16 protein-coding genes and 1 pseudogene are annotated in these 18,728 nt (G+C 64.9%); 13 read left to right on the forward strand and 4 right to left on the reverse strand.

Going from position 1 to position 18,728, the window contains the following annotated elements; translation table 11 throughout:
* Window positions 1-4 precede the first annotated feature (4 nt).
* The 9 genes from coaD (at window position 5) to VGT00_02400 (ending at window position 10,836) form a co-directional block, all read left to right on the forward strand.
* Window positions 5-490 (forward strand): pantetheine-phosphate adenylyltransferase, encoded by a 486-nt coding sequence (coaD, locus tag VGT00_02360; GenBank protein HEV8530242.1) that lies wholly within the window; start codon window positions 5-7, stop codon window positions 488-490.
* Window positions 491-499: 9 nt separating this feature from the next.
* Entirely contained in the window at window positions 500-1,690 is a 1,191-nt protein-coding gene (locus VGT00_02365; protein ID HEV8530243.1) for a pyridoxal phosphate-dependent aminotransferase, read from the forward strand.
* Window positions 1,687-2,130: a carbon monoxide dehydrogenase subunit G gene (locus tag VGT00_02370; protein ID HEV8530244.1), complete on the forward strand. Its 444-nt coding sequence runs from the start codon at window positions 1,687-1,689 to the stop codon at window positions 2,128-2,130. The genes VGT00_02365 and VGT00_02370 overlap by 4 nt, the downstream gene beginning before the upstream one ends.
* A gap of 15 nt (window positions 2,131-2,145) precedes the next feature.
* Window positions 2,146-2,775, forward strand: a complete 630-nt coding sequence (locus tag VGT00_02375; GenBank protein HEV8530245.1) for a hypothetical protein — start codon at window positions 2,146-2,148, stop codon at window positions 2,773-2,775.
* 193 nt (window positions 2,776-2,968) lie between these two features.
* Window positions 2,969-4,501, forward strand: a complete 1,533-nt coding sequence (locus VGT00_02380) for a cytochrome c (GenBank protein ID HEV8530246.1) — start codon at window positions 2,969-2,971, stop codon at window positions 4,499-4,501.
* Window positions 4,502-4,514: 13 nt separating this feature from the next.
* Window positions 4,515-5,984 (forward strand): hypothetical protein, encoded by a 1,470-nt coding sequence (locus VGT00_02385; protein HEV8530247.1) that lies wholly within the window; start codon window positions 4,515-4,517, stop codon window positions 5,982-5,984.
* Between the two features lie 60 nt (window positions 5,985-6,044).
* Window positions 6,045-8,486: a hypothetical protein gene (locus tag VGT00_02390; GenBank protein HEV8530248.1), complete on the forward strand. Its 2,442-nt coding sequence runs from the start codon at window positions 6,045-6,047 to the stop codon at window positions 8,484-8,486.
* Between the two features lie 38 nt (window positions 8,487-8,524).
* Entirely contained in the window at window positions 8,525-10,369 is a 1,845-nt protein-coding gene (locus VGT00_02395; GenBank protein HEV8530249.1) for a GMC oxidoreductase, read from the forward strand.
* 35 nt (window positions 10,370-10,404) lie between these two features.
* Window positions 10,405-10,836 (forward strand): hypothetical protein, encoded by a 432-nt coding sequence (locus VGT00_02400; protein ID HEV8530250.1) that lies wholly within the window; start codon window positions 10,405-10,407, stop codon window positions 10,834-10,836.
* 31 nt (window positions 10,837-10,867) lie between these two features.
* Here VGT00_02400 and VGT00_02405 read toward each other — a convergent pair whose 3' ends face one another.
* Both VGT00_02405 and VGT00_02410 read right to left on the reverse strand, forming a co-directional pair.
* A complete protein-coding gene (locus VGT00_02405; protein ID HEV8530251.1) occupies window positions 10,868-12,064 on the reverse strand; it encodes a tyrosine-type recombinase/integrase in 1,197 nt (398 codons plus the stop codon).
* A gap of 311 nt (window positions 12,065-12,375) precedes the next feature.
* The gene (locus tag VGT00_02410) at window positions 12,376-12,564 is read right to left on the reverse strand and encodes a hypothetical protein (GenBank protein ID HEV8530252.1); all 189 of its coding nucleotides are present in this window, start codon (window positions 12,562-12,564) and stop codon (window positions 12,376-12,378) included.
* A 1,865-nt stretch (window positions 12,565-14,429) separates the two neighbouring features.
* Here VGT00_02410 and VGT00_02415 point away from each other — a divergent pair.
* The 3 genes from VGT00_02415 (at window position 14,430) to VGT00_02425 (ending at window position 16,470) form a co-directional block, all read left to right on the forward strand.
* Window positions 14,430-14,972, forward strand: coding sequence for a hypothetical protein (locus VGT00_02415; protein ID HEV8530253.1), 543 nt, complete (start codon window positions 14,430-14,432; stop codon window positions 14,970-14,972).
* Window positions 14,973-15,302: 330 nt separating this feature from the next.
* A complete protein-coding gene (locus tag VGT00_02420) occupies window positions 15,303-15,677 on the forward strand; it encodes a hypothetical protein (protein ID HEV8530254.1) in 375 nt (124 codons plus the stop codon).
* A 259-nt stretch (window positions 15,678-15,936) separates the two neighbouring features.
* Window positions 15,937-16,470: a hypothetical protein gene (locus VGT00_02425; GenBank protein ID HEV8530255.1), complete on the forward strand. Its 534-nt coding sequence runs from the start codon at window positions 15,937-15,939 to the stop codon at window positions 16,468-16,470.
* A gap of 188 nt (window positions 16,471-16,658) precedes the next feature.
* Here the strand turns inward: VGT00_02425 and VGT00_02430 are convergent, their stop codons facing one another.
* Entirely contained in the window at window positions 16,659-16,829 is a 171-nt protein-coding gene (locus VGT00_02430) for a hypothetical protein (GenBank protein ID HEV8530256.1), read from the reverse strand.
* 115 nt (window positions 16,830-16,944) lie between these two features.
* Here VGT00_02430 and VGT00_02435 point away from each other — a divergent pair, with 115 nt between their 5' ends.
* Window positions 16,945-17,325, forward strand: coding sequence for a hypothetical protein (locus tag VGT00_02435; GenBank protein ID HEV8530257.1), 381 nt, complete (start codon window positions 16,945-16,947; stop codon window positions 17,323-17,325).
* Window positions 17,326-18,125: 800 nt separating this feature from the next.
* Here the strand turns inward: VGT00_02435 and VGT00_02440 are convergent.
* A pseudogene (locus tag VGT00_02440) lies at window positions 18,126-18,728 on the reverse strand (RNA polymerase sigma-54 factor).

An 18,728-nucleotide genomic window follows, 5' to 3' on the forward strand; every position in this document is an offset into this window, starting at 1 on the left:
CGCCGTGGGCAAGCGGGCCGTGTATCCGGGCATGTTCGATCCGATGCACAACGGGCACCTCGACGTGATCGAGCGCAGCCTGCGCATCTTCGACGAGCTCATCGTGGCAGTGGTGGCGAATCCCTCGAAGCAGCCGCTCTTCGACGTCAAGGAGCGCCTGGAGATGATCGACGAGGCGACGGCGGGCATGGGCAGGATGCGCATCACCTCCTTTGACGGCTTGCTCATCGATCTCGTGCACCGGGAGCAGGCCGACTGCATCGTGCGCGGCATTCGCGCCGTCTCCGATTTCGAGTACGAGTTCCAGATGGCCCTCATGAACCGCAAGCTCCGCCACACGGTGGAGACGGTGTTCCTGACGCCTCACGAGAAGTACACCTACATCTCCTCCCGCCTCATCAAGGAAGTCTCCTCGCTCGGCGCGGCCGTCACGGGAATGGTGCCGTCGGTGGTGGAGGAGCGGCTGAACGCCAAATTCTCCAGAAAGTAGGCTCTCCGCATGCTCGCTGACCGGGTCGCCACTCTCCAGCCCTCTCCCACCCTCGCCATGCAGGCCAAGGCCAAGGCCATGCGCGCGCAGGGCATCAACGTCATCTCCTTCGGAGCGGGAGAGCCCGACTTCGATACCCCGCGCCGCATCAAGGATGCGGCCATCCGGGCCATCGAGAGCGGGCAGACGAAGTACACGGAGGTCGGCGGTATTCCCGAGCTCCGCGCCGCCGTCTGCCACAAACTGAAGCGCGACCTCGGGCTCGAGTACGCGCCCGACGAGGTGACGGTATCCTGCGGGGCCAAGCACACCCTCTACAACATCGTCATGGCCCTCGTGAACCCCGGCGACGAGGTGCTGATCCCCAGCCCCTTCTGGGTCTCCTATCCCGAGCAGGTGCAGCTGCTCGGCGGGGTGCCCGTGCCCGTGGAAACGTCGGAATCCACCGGCTTCGACCTGGATCCGGCCGCCGTGAAGAAGGCGGTGACGGCGAAGACCAAGCTCCTGATCCTGAACAGCCCCGGCAATCCGACGGGCGCGGTCTTCTCCGCCCAGGCCCTGCGCGAGGTCGGCGAGCTGGCCGTGGCGCGCGATCTCTGGATCGTCTCCGACGAGTGCTACGAGCCGCTGACCTATGAGGGACACCACGTCTCCATCGCCTCGCTCTCGCCCGAGATCAAGGCGCGCACCCTCGTCGTCAACACGTGCTCCAAGGCCTATGCCATGACGGGCTGGCGACTCGGCTTCGCCGCGGGCGCCCGGCCCATCATCAAGGCCATGACGGATATCCAGAGCCAGGTGACGTCGAACCCGACCTCGATCACGCAGTGGGCCGCCGTGGAGGCGCTGGCCGGGCCCCAGGACGAGATTGCCACCATGGTCCACGAGTTCGACCGGCGCCGCCGGGTCATCGTGGAGGCCCTCAACGCCATGCCGGGCATTCGCTGCGTCATGCCCAAGGGCGCGTTCTACGTCTTCCCGAATATCTCCGGGCTCTTCGGCAAGCGGGGGAAGGGCGGCGTGCTCAAGGGCTCGGCGGACGTCTGCGCTTTTCTCCTTGACGAGGCGCGCATCGCCACGGTGGCCGGAGTGGACTTCGGCTCGGATGCCCATATCCGCCTCTCCTACGCGACGGGGCTCGAGACGATCAAGGAAGGCATGAGCCGCATGGCGGCCGCCCTCCGAGGGCTCGACGGATGAAAATCGAGGGCTCCTACGACATTCCGGCGCCGCGGGACAAAGTCTGGGCCGCCTTTCTCGATCCGGCCACGCTGGCCAAGGCCATTCCTGGCTGCGAAGGGCTGGAGGAGATCGGGCCCGGCGAATACAAGGCCAAGATGAAGATCGGCGTCGCCGCCATCAAGGGAACCTTCGAGGGCAAGGTGCGCCTCTTCGACCAGGAGCCCCCCACGCACTACCGGATGGCCCTCGAGGGCAGCGGGGGGCCGGGCTTCGTGCGGGGCGAGGCCGCCATGGAGCTCTCCGACGCCGAGGGGGGCTCGCGCGTGAGCTACTCCGCGGATGTCCAGGTGGGCGGGCTCATCGCGAGCGTCGGGCAGCGCATGCTCGGCGGCGTCAGCAAGATGATGCTCGACCAGTTCTTCACCCGCATGACCGAGATCCTGGCCGAGAGCACGTAGCGCGCCTCCGTCTCGATGTCGCCGCTCCCACGGCTGCTCCTCGCCGCGCTCCTCCTCATCCCATGCGTATCCGCCGCCGCGGCCAAGCCGACGCCCGCCGAATGCTCGGGCGGCCCTGGTCCCTTTCGCTGTCTCTACCGCTCGCTCCTCCCGAGCTCCGGCATCATCGCCGATTGCCGCAGTGACGGCGACTGCCGCGTTGGCTACTACTATGGCCGCCCGGATCAGGCGACCTGGTTCACTCCGCCCGCCGGCCTGAGCACGCTTCCCAAGCCTGAGGTGCTCTGGCACACGGCGACCTTCGCGGAGACGCGGCTTCCGTGCGGCCGCGCCTGCACCTGGAGCTATTTCTTCGAGGCAAAGCGGCGGCTCCTCTCGGCGCCGCGGCGTGACGTGCTCGACGTCGACCATCGGAGGCTGCTCATGGCCCAGGTCAATGGCCGCGCCCTCGCCCTCCGCCAGATTTTCTCGGCGCGTGACATCTCGCGGATCGAGCGCGACTGGGCCCCGGGCCTCACCGTCGGCGAGGCGATCACGGCAATCCACTTCGACCCCGACGGCCGGCTGTCCCTGACCTGGCTCAAGGGCCTCGAGCGCGCCGCCGTGTCAGAGCGCGTCACGGTGCCAACATACGTACGTCAGTGAGGGAGAACGCCCCGATTGATGTCGTCTCGGGACGGCATTGCTTGACTGGGCCTCCGGGGCTGAGGCAGGATCTGCTCTCGGGGAGGGTTGCTGTGTCCACGCCGGCGCGCGAGGAGCTTCTCGCGCGCGGCCACCGAGCTCTGCGGCATTGCCTGCTGCCTGAAGGACGTCGACAGGAGGAGGCGAAACCGTCATGACGGAACCCACCCGTTCCACGGCTGGCAAGCGCTCGTGGCTGGCGCGCCTGGCCCAGAAGCGCTGGGGGACCTGGCTGGTCGCCCTCCTCATCCTGCCCACCCTCGGCCTCATCGCCCTCCTGATATACGGCGTCGTCCTCATGATGGAGGACGAGCCGGTCGTGTACGCCAAGATCGAGGAGCACTTCAAGTACGGTTCCACCGGCGGCGAGCGCGAGTCCGGCTTTCCCTACTGGATCTTCCAGGCCTTGCCGCGCGTGTGCGCCATCCATCTGCCCGGGCCCGGCTACGCGTCGCTCGGCTTGGTCTTCGAAGAGGGCAAGGATCTGCCCGTGGGGATGTCCAGGCGGCGGTATCAGGGGATCGATCGCACGTTCCTCAACTGCGCCGTCTGCCATGCCAGCACGGTGCGCGACAGCCCGGCGGCCCGGCCGCGCCTCTATCTCGGCATGCCCGCCCACACCTTCAACGTGTGGGCCTTCCAGAAATTCCTCTTCGAGTGCGCGAAGGATCCGAAATCCAGCGCCGAATATGTCGTGCCCGAGATCGATCGCCTCATGCGGGAGAAGGGCGAGCGGCTCGGCCCCGTCGACCGCTATCTCATCTATCCCCTCGCCGTGGCCCTCGTGCGCGAGCGGCTCCTCATGCTCCGCGGACGCTTCGAGCCGCTCATGCCGTACCCGGAGTGGGGCCCGGGGCGCGTGGACACCTTCAACGCGGCCAAGGTCCTCTTCAACTTTCCCCTCGGCGCGCTCGCCGAGGCCGAGAAGAACGCGCCGTCGGACTTTCCCTCGATCTGGCTGCAGCAGCCGCGCAAGGGCAAGCAGCTCCACTGGGACGGCAACAACACGGTGGTGGAGGAGCGCAACAAGAGCGCGGCCTTCGGCACCGGCACCACGCCACCCACCATCGACCTCAAGGCGATCGGCCGCATCGAGAAATGGCTCCTGACCGCCGAGCCGCCGAAATATCCATACCCCGTCGATGCGGGCAAGGTCGCCCGCGGGGCGGCCATCTACGAGCGGTACTGCACCTCGTGCCACGGGGCGAGCGGGCGGGACTTCGCGGGCGAGCTCGTGGGCAAGGTCACGCCCATCAAGGACATCGGCACCGACCGGCGACGGCTCGACAGCTACACGTACGACTTGGCGGTGAACCAGTCGATGCTCTACGCGGGGTACCCCTGGCGCTTCCAACACTTCCGCAAGACCTTTGGCTACGCGAACATGCCCCTCGACGGTCTCTGGCTCCGCGCCCCCTATCTCCACAATGGCTCGGTCCCCAGCCTGCGCGATCTGCTCGAGCCGTCGGCCCAGCGACCCAAGATCTTCTTCCGCGGCAACGACGTCTACGATCCGAAGAAGGTCGGCTTCGTGTCAAACCTGGCCGCGCAGGGCTGGCGGTCGTTCTTCAGGTTCGACACGGCCGTGCCCGGCAACTCCAATGTCGGGCACGAGGGCAAGGCGTACGGCACCGAGCTGCCGCCCCCGGACAAGGACGCGCTCGTCGAGTACCTGAAGACCTTCTGACGGGAGATCGACCATGGCGGCCAAGCGGAAGCTGGGCGCGGGGAAGAGAAAGCTCCTGATCGTGATCGGGGTGGTCCTCGTGCTGGGTGTCCTCGGCGGAGGCTTCACCTGGTACAAGTTCTTCCGCGAGGAGCCGCAGCCCGACTGGATCACCAAGGACCCCGACATGCGGTTCAAGTACGGCTCCATCGGGGCGGAGCGCGAAGCCGGGATGCCGTACTGGATCTTCTACGTGCTCCCGCGCATGTTCCCGGAGAAGCTCCCCAAGCCGGGGGGCTGGGCCGCCTTCGGCGTGTCGTGGGAGCAGGGGCAGGAGCTGCCCATCGGCTTCACCAAGAAGGTCGTGGGCTTCCCGAGGGTGGCCAACAACTGCGCCTCGTGTCACGCGGCCCGCTACCGGACGTCGCTCGAGGAGAACCCGACCTTCGTGGGAGCGGGCCCGGGCCACACCCTCTACCTCGTCGGCCTGTTCCGCTTCTTCGTGGACTGCGCGAAGGATCCACGCTTCAATGCCGACAACATGATGCGCGAGATCAGGCTCGTCACCAATCTCTCGTGGATCGACCGTATGATCTACCGCTTCATTCTCATTCCCGTCACCAAGAAGCGGCTCCTCGAGCGCGAGGCCCAGTTCGCGTGGATCTATCGGCGAGACCTTCCGGACTGGGGCCGCGGGCGGGACGACGCCATGAACCTGACCAAGTACTTCCTCCTCAAGCTCCCCATGGACGACAGCACCGGTCCCACCGACATGCCTCCGATCTGGAATCTGAAGAAGTACGATCGCGAGGGGACGACCATGAACCTGGCCGGGGACAGCCACGACGCCTACTCCGTCATCATCGATTCCGCCCTGGGAGTGATCGGCGCCGCCCCCAAGCGGATGGAGGAATTCCTGGAGCAGGTGAAGTGGCTCCAGCAATACCTGCGGGCCAAAGAGCCGCCGAAGTTTCCCTTCCCCATCAACCAGAAGCTTGCGGGGGCGGGCAGGAACGTCTTCGACGCGAACTGCGCGACCTGTCACGCGAGCGACAAGACGGGCAAGCGCATGCCCCTGGACGCGGTGGGCACCGATCCGGAGCGGATCCGTACCTGGAACAAGGACAATGCCATCGCCGCCAACAAGGTCGTGCGCGGCTTCGGGATCGAGCGCAAGGGTCTCGTGGAGGCGCCCCTCGAGGGCTACAACCCTCCCTTCCTCGACGGCGTCTGGCTGCGGGCGCCCTACTTGCACAATGGCTCGGTGCCCAGCTTGCGGGACCTCCTGACCGCCCCCGAGAAGCGGCCCAAGGTCTTCTGGCGCGGGTACGACCTCTACGATCCCGTCGGCATGGGGTTCGTCTCGCAGGGAGCGGAGGCGCAGCGAGTGGGCACCAAGCACGACACGAGCGAGCGCGCCGCGGGCAATCAGGGCCACGCCTTCGGCACCAATCTTCCGACGGGCAGCAAGGATGCGCTGATCGAGTATCTGAAGACGCGCTAGCGTGCTGAGGGTCGAGCTCGCCAGGCTGTGCCTCGTGGTCGCGCGAAGAGGGAGACGGTCATGACCGGAAACTGCCGGCGCCCGTTGTGGGCCTTCCTGCCTCTGTGCCTCGTTCTCTTTGCCAGCTGCAGCAAGGAGCGGGCGGGGCACGTGCTCGACGAGGCCAGCCGCGTGAGCCGCAGCGTTGAATCGTTTCCCGCGGCGGACGACGACTACTTCCACGACATGGACGGCGGCCTCACCCTCACGCGCGAGGAGATCCAGGGACGCAACACGTGGATCGTATGGACGGGCGGCAATGACCGTTTCTGGGACGCCATCTCCGTCAACAGCTTCGGGAATTTCGATCTGCTCAAGATCCTCTCCTCGCACGCGAGCTTGAAATTCAGCCGAGACAACCGCTGGAACTACCTCGGGCTGGTCAACGAGCCCTGCTTCGACAAGCCGACGGGTCCCGATCCCCAGCGGCACGGCCTGTGGCTCGACAAGCGTCGCCCCGATTGCTCATCCGATCCCTTCGAGAACGGCAAGAAGTACCCGGGCGTGGCCATTGGCGCGCGGGGCAAGAACCTGCCCGCCGGCTCCTTCTACGGGTACGCCAGTGGCATCGTCGGCCTGCGGCTTTTCCCCAATCCCGCATTCGATGAGGCCGCGGCCAGGAAGTGGGATCCCGCCAAGTACTACACCGACGAGGCGTACTACCTGAGAAAGGATCTGGTCAGGCCGTATCGCGTGGGCATGTCGTGCGCCTTCTGCCACGTCGGGCCGAACCCCATCAAGCCCCCCGCCGATCCCGAGAATCCGAAGTGGGAGAATCTGAGCTCGAACGTGGGCGCCCAGTACTTCTGGGTCGACCGGATCTTCACCTGGAAATACGACCCCTCCAACTACATGTACCAGCTCCTGCGGAGCTCGCGTCCGGGCAGCCTCGACACCTCGCTCGTGTCCACGGACTACATCAACAACCCGCGCACCATGAACGCCGTGTACCACCTGGGACCTCGGCTGGTCATGGGCAAGCGCTGGGGCAAGGAGACGCTGGCCGGGGGCGGCCTCCACAACGCCCAGTTCAACGATTACGTGAAGGACGGGCCGCTGACGGAGTTCTTCGAGAAGCCCGACACGGTGTGGACCCCTCACGTCCTCAAGGACGCCTCCGATTCCGTGGGCGCCCTGGGCGCCCTCAATCGCGTGTATCTCAACATCGGCCTGTTCAGCGAGGAGTGGATGCTGCACTTCAACGCACTCGCGGGCGGAACGCCCATCACGCCCATCGAGATCGCGGTGGCGCGCAAGAACTCCGCGTACTGGCGGGCCACGGAGACGCAGACGCCCGCCATGGGGCTGTTCTTCCTCAAGAGCTCGGGGCCTCATCTCCTGAAGGATGCGCCGGGAGGGGAGGCGTATCTGACCAAGGACCAGGCCACGCTCAGGCGCGGCAAGGTGGCCTTCGCGGAGCGCTGCGCGCGCTGCCACTCGAGCAAGGCGCCCACGCCCGCCGTCGGGCTCGACCCCGGCGGCTGCGCGGGCCCCGGCTATCTCGGCTGCTGGAGCCGGTACTGGGAGTGGACCAAGACGGACGAGTACAAGCAGAGGATGCGGGAGATCGTGCTGGCCGGCGACTTTCTCGAGGACAATTTCCTGTCCACGGACGCGCGCGTGCCCGTGACCCTCCTCGACACCAATGTCTGCAGCCCCCTCGCCACCAATGCCATCGGCGGCAATATCTGGGACAATTTCTCGTCGAAGTCCTACAAGGACCTGCCCTCGGTGGGGACGGTCACCGTCCACGACCCGTTCACGGGCGAGCCGCGCCCCTATACCATGCCGGCGGGCGGGCGCGGCTACACGCGGCCCGCCTCGCTGGTGAGCGTGTGGTCGACGGCGCCCTTCCTGCAGAACAATAGCGTGGGGAAGTTCGACCCCAGCCCCTCGGTGGAAGCCCGGATACGGTCGTTCCAGGACTCGATCGAGCAGATGCTCTGGCCCGAGAAGCGGGACAAGGACCCCATCCTGGGGGCCAAGGTTCCCGGCGTCATCGACCGGACGACGGCGAGGAGCTACCTGCGGGTGGCCGGCGGATACCTGCCGCCTTTCCTCCGGCCCTTGCTCGGACCACTCCATCGGTATCTCCCCTGGCTGGTCGGCGAGGGAGGCGTGCAGATCGGGCCGATTCCCGCGGGCACGCCCGTGAATCTCCTGGCCAACCTGGAGCTGTTGCCCGACGGCGGCAGCCACGCCGACCAGCTCAAGCACGGCAAGGAGATCCTCGAGCTGCTCGTGGCCATCGAGCGCGACCTGCGGACGCTCCCCGCGGGCGCGTCCGACGAGGAGGCGCGCAAGAAGTTCGCGAATCTCCGCGATCCGCTGCTGAAGCTCAGCAAGTGCCCGGACTTCGTCGTGAATCGCGGCCACTACTTTGGCACGGACATGTTCAAGGAGGAGCCCGGGCTGAGCGATGAAGAGAAGCGGGCCCTCATCGAGTTTTTAAAGACCTTCTAGTGGGGCCCAGCGAAACGGCAGACTGCGAGTATGTCGTGGTGGGCTCGGGGGCCGGCGGGGGGACCCTGGCCGCGCGACTGGCCGAATCCGGGAGATCGGTCGTGCTGCTCGAAGCGGGGGGCGACCCGCGGCAGTTGAGGGGCGGCGATCCGGTCGATCCCGAGGGAAACCGGCTGCCCGACGACTACGATGTGCCCGCCTTCCACGGCTTCGCCTCGGAGAACGACGCGATCAGCTGGGACTTCTTCGTCCGCCACTATGCGAGCGAGGCGCGGCAGCGCCTGGACCTCAAGTATCGCGAGAGCTGGGAGGGACGGCGCGTCGAGGGGGTTCTCTATCCGCGGGCGGGCACCCTCGGGGGCTGTACCGCCCACAACGCCATGATCATGCTGTATCCCCATGATGCCGACTGGGACGGCATTGCCGGGCTCACGGGCGACCCCTCGTGGAACGCCGAGCACATGCGCACCTACTTCCGGAAGCTGGAGAACTGCCATCACCGGTGGCCGTACCGGCTGCTCTCCAAGATCGGCATCGATCCCACGGGCCACGGCTGGAAAGGATGGCTCCACACCGAGAAGGCCATCCCCGAGTCCATGCTCGACGACCCGGCCCTCATCAAGATGATCGAGAAGACGGCCTTCGAGATCATCCGGCGTCTCGGTGACCCGATCACGCGAGCGCAACGGCTCGTCAAGGGCCAGCTCGATCTGAACGACGGGCGGCTGGTGAGGCAGAATGCCGTGGGCGTCGGGTACATGCCGCTCACCACCCGCCACCATGCGCGAATGGGCTCCCGGGAGCGCGTCCTCGACACGGCGCGGAGGTATCCCGACCGCCTGAAGCTCGAGCTCAACGCCCTGGCCACTCGGGTCCTGCTCGACGAGGGGAACCGAGCCCGGGGAGTCGAATACCTGAGAGGAGACCGGCTCTATCGCGCCAGTCGCCGACCGAGCGACGGGCCGGGCGAGCTCCGCCGGGTCCACACGTCAAGAGAAGTCATCCTGGCAGGGGGGGCCTTCAATACCCCCCAGCTGCTCATGCTCTCGGGGATAGGGCCGCGGGAGACCTTGCGGCGCCACGGCATCGAGGTGCGGGTGGATCTTCCCGGGGTTGGCCAGAACCTGCAGGACCGCTACGAGGTCAGCGTGGTGAACCGCATGAGGTTCGAACACTGGGAGGTTCTCAAGGGCGCCACCTTCGCGAAAGGCGATCCTCACTATCGTCGCTGGACGGCCGGCGGCAAGGGCGTCTATGCCACCAATGGATCGATCCTCGGGGTGGTCACGCGGTCCACCCCGACCATGCCGCTTCCGGATCTCTTCTGCCTCGCCCTGCTGGGCAAGTTCCAGGGGTATTTCCCTGGCTACTCGCGGGCCCTCGTCGACTACCTCAACTACCTGAGCTGGACCATCGTCAAGGGGCACACGAACAATCGGGCGGGCGAGGTCACCCTGCGCTCGGCGGACCCGCGCGAGACCCCCGCCATCAACTTCCGGTATTTCGAGGAAGGCAACGATACGAGAGGAGAGGATCTCGACGCCGTGGTGGCCGCCGTCAAGTTCGTCCGCGCCCTGACCAGGGGCATACAGACTGATGGCCTGGTCGGTGAGGAGGAAGTGCCGGGGAAGGACGTCCAGACCGACGAGGAGATCCGGGAGTTTGCCCGGAACCACGCCTGGGGGCATCACGCCTCCTGCACGTGCGCCATCGGCCCCCGGGAGCGAGGCGGCGTGCTCGGCTCGGATTTCCGGGTGCATGGGACGCAGGGTTTGCGCGTGGCGGATGCCTCGGTGTTCCCGCGCATCCCAGGGTTTTTCATCGTGAGCGCGGTCTACATGATCGGCGAGAAGGCGGCCGACGTCATCCTGACCCACGCCTGACTCATTCACGAGCGAGACAAGAGGAGGCCACCACCATGGCATACGATGTGCCACAGCTGCTGAAGATGACGCAGGCTCAGCTCGACGAGCTGTTCACGAAGAGCGCGCCCGGCGACATTCCCAACGGGGAGGCCCAGGGCACCGCCATCATCGGCGCGGGCAGCACCTACACCGGAGAGATCGCCCAGCTCATCAACCACTTCGCGTGGCAGGGCAAGGTCTTCGATGGGCCCAAGGGCCTGCTCAAGAACAAGATCCTTCCCTTCGGGCTCAACGCCATCGTGGCCAAGGTCTACAAGGGACCGAGCTGGCTCGACAACAAGGAGTGCATCGTCCTGGACTACTCCGACACCTCGTTCGTCGCCCACTGGATCCGGGACGAGATCCGACAGATCGAGCCGGGCCTGTATCTGGGCAAGGTCTACTGGGACAAGAAGCGCCTGTTCGATTTCGCCCTGAAGTTCTAGCCAATGCTGGGGGAGTAGAGTTCGCCGCTACTTACAGTTGGGTCGCATCTCTGCTTGCAACGATGCTTGCAGAACCGCCTCTCTCGGGCGGGACGATGGTCGACGGCCGCACCGTCCTGGGCATAAACCGCGCATAGAACTTGAGCATCGTTGTCACGGTGTGGCCGGCCTGTTCGGCCGTATAGAGCAGGTTGGCCCCCCGGCTCAACATCGTGCTGCAGAACGTGTGACGAAGCTGCTCCGGGGACCGGTAGCGCACGCCCGCGACGTTGACCGTCTTGGACCAGAGTTTGTCGACGCTGTGCTGATCCATCGGCGCCTTACCGCCGAACAGGAAGGCCTCGGGACCGTTGGCCGTGACGATGGCGACCTGAAGGGCGGACAGCACCGAGCGGGCATGGGCCCAGGTGACGCTTGGTTCGCACTCCAGGGTGTCCTCGATGATCGGATGCAGGAAGCTGGAGGTCCTGGCGATCCCGGTCTTGGTGCTTTCACCAAGTCGCTCACGGCTCCATGTCTTGCTGATCTTGGCCGTGCCAGCCGTTAGATCGATATCGGCGACCTGGAGAGCCGCGACTTCACCTCTCCTCATCCCGCTCTGGACCCACAGCCTCAAGAGTAATCCGAAGTCGGCCTGGATGCTGTCGGCCGCCCGGACGATGGCCTCCAGCTCGGCCAGCGTGAAGGGATCGATATTGTCGGCGCTGCGGGCCGGCCGCCACTCGGCCAGGGTCAACGGATTCTCCTGGATGAACCGGCGCCGGAGGGCGAACCTCATGACGAGCCGGAATGAGATCAAGCCGACCCGGAGCGACGAGTCGGACAACGCCTTACCCTTGCGCCTGACCGAACCGTCCATGCTGCGCTTGACGGCGATAAAGTCCTCGACCGCCTCCGGCGTGATAGCCGTGATAGCCACCTTGCCGAAGTGCGGTTCCAGATGGTTCCGGTAGAAGCTCCTGTAGTTCTGCAGGGTCGTCATCTTGACCGCATTCAGTTTCGGATACCGCTCGAACCACTGCTCGGCAACGTCGGCGAACGTCGGGACCTTTACCGCGGGCTCCTGCTTGACCGTCGTCAGATAGTCCTGGCCGAGTACGACCGCCGCCTCCACCTTCCGGGCAGCCTCGTGGGCCTCGACCTCTGACTTGAACGAGATGCTGACGCGCTTACCGTTGCCGTTCCGGGTCCGGAGCCACCAGACGCGGCGCGGGATGCAGGCGCCCACGGGACGACCCTGGAGCCGTCTCTCGGACGGCGCTGCGGCCCCGCAGGGCTCGCCCGGGATGCAGTTGAAGTGCCGGTCACGCTCCACTCGGACGGCCACGGCTACCGGCCCTTCCGCTGGAGGTACTGGGTGGCCAGCTTGCACAGCAGGGCGCTGAAGCCTCCCTCGACCCGTTCCTCCAGTGCGGCCAATTTCAGCCGCTGTAACAGGGCATCAGGAATCACTAGACTGGTCTTCACTCTTCGACCCTCCTTTTGCTTTCGACCCATATCCTCCCTCCATACGTATGAGAGCATGGAAGCATCGCAAGGTCAAGCCGGAGGCAGAAAGTGGCGACGAGGGTCGGAGCGCAGTTCCTCGAGGACCTGGTCGACGGCCCTCGCCTGGCCGGCTCGCCGCGCCATCCAGGCGTCGATGGCCGGCCGGTAGTAGCGGCCGCCGCGGCCCACCGGGACGCACGGCAGGGGATCGACAGGATCTTGCTGCAGCTTCCGGATCACCTTCGGGCTCAGGGAGGTGTAGCGGCTGAGGCCTTGAAGGTCCAGGTATTCAGACCAGGCAGGCAGTTCCGGGGATCCTACCGGATTGGTTTTGCCCCTCACATTTCAGTCTAGATTCGTCTGATGGGGATCCGCAAGCATCGCCGCTGCCACCGTGGCAGAGCCCGGTGGGCACCGTCTCAGATGAGGGCTGCGCGACCGCCGCCACGCAACCGTCACGCGCGGCTTCGTCCCCACGGATACGCCGAACATCTTGAGGTATGTAACGGTTGCGGCCGTTCCATCTGCATAACTGATCGAAGTATCAGGGAGATTACAGCACCGATAGGGTCCGGGCCTTTAGGACTCGAACTGTTTCAGATGAGACATTAATCGTAACGCTGATGTAACGCGCGGTGTAACGCAGCTGTAACAGACGTGTGACGGCCCCGTGCACATCAGAAGCTCCAGAAGGAGCTTACCGAAGGCCCCTGGAAGTCCCGACTAGCCGGCGCTCGGCAGCTTCCCAGCGGCTCTCGTTACCACGATGGCCACGGCGCGCCACGGCTGGCGAGCTTGATCTAGTCCCTCACGCGCCTCCTCGCTGACCAACGGTCGTATCCAGGAAGGACCCTCTGCGACCCATCCCTTGCCGGCTCGTAGGTGCCAAGATTTTGGTCAGACGGAGCGAGTTCGACCTCTGGAGGGATAGCCATAGGCCGGGTCCGGGCGTCGATGCCGTGTTGGCCGAGATCCGGAGAGCGCGCGACGGCGTAACCGATAGTCCAGGAAGCATCGGTAAACTTTTTTGAAACCGGAGACTGGCATTCTGAATCTGAAGGCAAGATGGACACGTGGACAAGAAGACGGCCAGAAGAGTTTCGGGAAGAAGAGGTACTGGCGCGGCCTCTCCAGTCGCAAGCACTGCGTCAGGTACAAGCCGACGCCCCAATAGTTAGCGTCAGGATGGACAGCTGCGAGCTGGACGCCAGCACGATGAGTAGAGCGCAGCCGGCCACGGCCCTGGCTAGATGCGAGATCGCTGCGCTGAAGGGCAGGACGGAGCCTGGGGAGACCATGAAGGGGTCGCTAGGAGGGGCACTGACCATGATGTGCCACAGATGGCAATGTTCACTACAAGAGTGAGGTCCTGATGTATCTGGTCTGGCAGGATCGAAAGAATGCCCCGAAGAGCCGCAGTCATTCACCTGATATGGGCCGCCCCCGTGGTATAAACCCGCCATGACCACCGAGAGCCACTTCACCCGTAGCGGGTCGAGCCCGCCGAGAAGCGGTAAGTGAGACATTCAACCGCTGATAATTCTCGTCTCGACATCGAGCGAGACGGGTATTTGGACCTCGCCGACCTCTCTGTTTACTCAAGCCTCAGCGTTCGATTTCTACGCGCCCGCCTGCAGGATCCCGTCCGACCCATCCCTTGCCGCCGGGTGGGTGCCAAGATTCTGGTCAAGCGGAGCGAGTTCGACATCTGGATGGATACCCATCGGCCGGTCCCAGGCGTCGATGCCGTGCTAGCCGAGATCCGGAGCGCACGACGGGAGTCCCAGAAGCCATCGGCAATCTTTGCCACCGTGGCAGCGAGACCTAGATCCGGATGATTGTCGCGCACCACTACAGTACGCGGTCGATACTCCGGCGGTCGCCGGGCGAACGCATCGCGGGAAGGCTCGCGGACACCGACAGCGCGGAGGCTTCCTCCGGAGAATCGGCAGGGCCTCGAGCCAGACAGGCAAGGGACTTCAACACTAGACGGGGGGAACAGTGAAGTCGCAGACGAAGACCGCAGTGCAACACGTTGCATCAGAGCCGGCGAAGTGAGCCCCGCATTCGCGGCGCCTGACCCATTCCGGACACGGGGCGGGGAGGTGCCGAACCTGGACGGGGCCGCGTGGCCCTTCGCCCGATTGCCCGACGCCGTCTACCACATGGTCGTCGAGGGATGGAGCCTCGGCCCCGTCCTATATGCGCGGCGTGCCCCTCGGGCAGGAGCGACGGAAGGGGAGCAGGACTGGCGGTTCTTCGTCGTGGGTCTCATCACCAGCGTGGCCGAGAATCAGCCGGGAGCTGCGGGCTCCGCGATCTGGCGGTACCGGGAAGCGCATGGGGTACCGCCACGGCTCTGCATTACCTACCGGATCGCGGTGGGCGTGAAGACCGGGACGCGGCGCATCCCGAGGGGCGGCCGTCTCGCCAAGATCTGGGAACTGTTCGGGCACCGCTGCGCGGGCTGGAGCCCTGAGATCGCGGATCAGCTCATCGGGTGGCGCCTGCAGGTGATGACTTACACCCAGGTCGAAGGCCGACGCCGGCGTCTGGGACAGCAAGCGGCCGTGCGGCTCCCGCAAGCGCTCCAGCGGACGTGGGGCGAAGACATTGTTGAGGCTCAGCCACCAGAGTCTGCTCGATGAGTCCGCACTCATCCATATCTCTTCCTTCAGTCCATTCAGAGAGGTTTCAAACAGTGAAGCATGGGAGCACCGAAGCAACGAAGCACGGAAGCAGTGAAGCAACATTCCCAGCGAAGAGTAGTAGAGACACGGGCGCGATGCGTGCGCCCAACGAGGCTGGTCCGGGAGCATGCCGGGGACCAGCACACCCAACACGCAGCATAACCCCGGAGCGGGGGCACCCGGCACGATGCCGCGCCCCCGCTCCGGCCCGGCGAATGGGTGCTTTCAATACGACGACAAGATCGATTCAATCTTCAGGTGGTCACCCGTGTCCAGGAGGGAGAAGACATGCTTAGCCGAATAGACGAGTCAGAGTTTGACCGGGCCGAGCGCATTTTCGCCGATCTCGTAACCAAGTGGGACTATCTCGGACTCTTGCCTCAGCAGGCGCTTGAGGAGGTTCGGGCGGCCGCTGCCGTCAATTTCTCAGTCAATCTGTCGCCAGACAGCGCTGAGGCTTTGGCGGCGATGGTGGATGGGGTGCATACGCCACGGAATCACGTCGACCCCCGAAGCGATCCGGGCATCTTTGAGGTATTTGGCCGGATGCTCCTTACTGGCGAATTCGCCTGCGTCGGACGCGTGCCCGGGCGGCCGCAACTCCCGTTCCCGGGCTGCGGTCGCGACTATGTGCTTTCCAAGGGCCCGAACTTTCGTGAATAGCCGGGGAAGATGGACAAGTGGACTAAGAAGATGGTCATGAAGATCTTGGCCGCGACAAACAGACCCCTAAAGGGGTCAACGAAAGGGAGATCGTTATGAATCGAAGCGATGTGAGCGTGACCGGCCCCAAGACATCGGGACCACATCACGAGCATCGACGACGTGAAGGAGGCGATGGAGAAGGTGACGGAGGCGGCAAGATGGGGCCCGGGCGCACGGCGCTGGTCATTCGGGACGTCGAGCTGAACGAGGGGAACTAATGAATGAGCTCGTGCTAGACAACGTCGCGCTATACCTGTCTGACTCCTGCCCCCGTTGCAGCCGGAAGGGCTTCTACGGGGGTGGAGAGTTCTCGCTGCCCCCAGGCGGCTGGAGCCGACTGCTTTCCATCGCTCAGGTTTATGGCTGGGAACCGGCGGGCACGGAGGCACCACCACCAGACGTACAGGATCCCGGAGATCAGCCGTGGCTCTGGAGAGGCGACCCATCGGACTGGGATGGACGCTATTGGCCCGGGCTCGGCCAAGAGGTGACCGCCAAGGACGCCCTGGAGCTTGCGGCGGCCCTGAAGCGAGCGTGGCCTGACCTGCCGGAACGCGGAGTCTTTGCGAAGAAGACTTTCAAAGACCAGCGGGGCACGATCACTATCCAGTGTCCTGAGGTGACACTGCGGACAACCCCCTTCGAGCTATACAGCGGAGAGTGGAGAGAGGTCTTGGGGATGCTTGCAGCTCATATCACTCGATATCACTGTCTAGGATGTGCGGAGTTTGGGATCTGGTCCTATGAGTAGGTCTAGCGCCAATCGACAGGCCGGCGCCGATTTCTGCAACGGCTCTCATCGACTGCACAGGAGCCCCATCGCCGAGGACGTTGCCGTTGGATTCCCGGCTCGTTGAAGTCTCGCCAGAAGGCGCACGTGCGCCCGTGGAGGGTGCTCCCGTGAGCGCCAATGACCGCCGGTGCCCCGTCTGCAGTGACCTACTCAGGCCCCGGCAACGGGTCTGCTCGGGTCGGTGCCGAGCCGAACTCAGCCGCCAGCGACAAGCCGAAGCCCGTCAGGCCCGTGACCAGCAGGTCCGCGCTCTCCTGCTCGCCGTTCTGGACCTGATCGGAAAGGATGGGCAGCCGTGAGCCGACAGAATCTGCCACCGTGGCAGCGCCTGCCGCTCTGGGTAGCATCGGTGAAGTTAGCGAGCACTTCGCAGACACTGAACGGGGAGTAGGAAGAACCTATGAGATCAAACATCGACGAAGTAGACCAGCGATGACGCAAGACCCCGAGACACCTCAAACACAGGGTTGCGGCTGCCCTGAAGTCCATCTCACTGACGACGAGCAGGCGGCGCTTGCGTCCGACTCCACCTACGAGGTACCGGAGTGGATCGCCTACTGCTGGTACCGGGAGCACTTCTCGGAAACTCTTATGAAAGCTCCACGCGATTCATCGAGCCCAGAGCCGGTCAACTGGCGCTGCCCCGAGTGTAAGGGAAGCATCATACGGACGGTCGTGAGGCCGGAGGAAGACGAGGAAGAACAGCTATTCCCTTGGTTGCGCCTCGCCTTTCGTTGCTGGTCGCCGGCCTGCGGCTGGAGCAACTATCTCCTCACCTTGCCGTCTGATGGCCTGGTGGCCGGTGCCGAATGAATCCTCAGGATAGTAAGGGGCCTGTACACGTCCCGTCGGTCCCGAGAGCATGGCTGAGGGCGCTGGCAATCGCGCTGACCCTTCCGCCGACAGAATCACGAGTAGTCCTGATCATTCTTGGGATGCCGAGACCCCATTCGGCCTGGTGGATCGCGAAATGCCTCAATCTCGAGTACTCGCATACGAAGCGGTCCGTCCGATCCCTGGTCGCCCGGAAGATCGTCCAGAGATCCGCCGCCGGCCTCGTCTTCCAGCCGGACCATCGCCTATGGCAGCGGCCACCTTCATGATCGAACGCACGAATAACGTGCGGGACCAATATTGGTCCCTCGGGCGCAGCTCGCCGCGTCGCGGTCAGCGAAAAATACTGAGCGCCCAACGTTTTCAGGAAACAATGCAGCCGTAAGTAGCTGAAAAGTGGAAGGGGGGATCGATAGAATAACGTGAAACTCCTTCGAGGCTACCTTTATCGAGAAGTCTGCGAGCCAAGTACCTGATAGCGTGAAGCACCCCTCACTAAAATAGTGAAATCTGAACGCCGTGAGCTATCGAAGTGGCTCCCTCCGACCAACGGGAAGGCGGCTTCGTCCACCGACCAACGGGAAGGCGGCTTCGTCCACGGTTGCTACCATCTGCAAGGGGACAGGGTGAGCGCTCCCAACTCCTGGGTCTGGGTGCTGGGCGCGCCGGCGCCGCCCCCGCCTCCATCGAGCCGCTGAGGCACACCCGGCACCGCTGAGGCGTCGTACTCCAGCCGCCGACGCCCTGGGCTACTTGTCCGGGGCGTCGGCCTCGCACCCTCAGCGTTTCTTAGGTTGGCGCCGCCGCTGGTGCGAGGGGAGAATGCCGAGCTCCTCCCGGTACTTGGCTACCGTGCGCCGCGCGATGGTGAGGCCCTGTCCGCGCAGGACCTGGGCGATCTCCTGGTCCGACAGCGGCTTGCCCGCGTCCTCGGCGGCCACGAGGTCCCGGATGTTCTTCTTGACGGAGACGGAGGAGACCATCTCGCCGGAGTCCGAGGCGATGCCGCTGTGGAAGAAGTACTTGAGCTCGAAGAGCCCCTGCGGCGTCTCCACGTACTTGTTGGTGGTCACCCGGCTGATGGTGGACTCGTGCATGCCGATGTCCTCGCCCACGTCCCGGAGGGCCAGCGCCGCAGGTGGGCCACCCCCCGGTCGAGGAAATCACGCTGGAACTTGACCAGGCTCTGGGTCACCTTCCGCAGCGTGCGCTGGCGCTGCTCGACGCTCTTGATGAGCCAGACGGCCGAGCGCAGCTTCTGCTCGACATAGAGCCGCGCCTCGTCGCCCGAGCGGCGCAGGAGCGAGCGGTAGAGGGCGTTGACGCGCAGGCGGGGGATCCCCTCCTCGTTGAGCACCACCACGTAGTCGTCGCCCACCTTG

This window comes from Candidatus Methylomirabilota bacterium (assembly GCA_036002485.1).
Taxonomy (GTDB): Bacteria; Methylomirabilota; Methylomirabilia; order Rokubacteriales; family CSP1-6; genus AR37.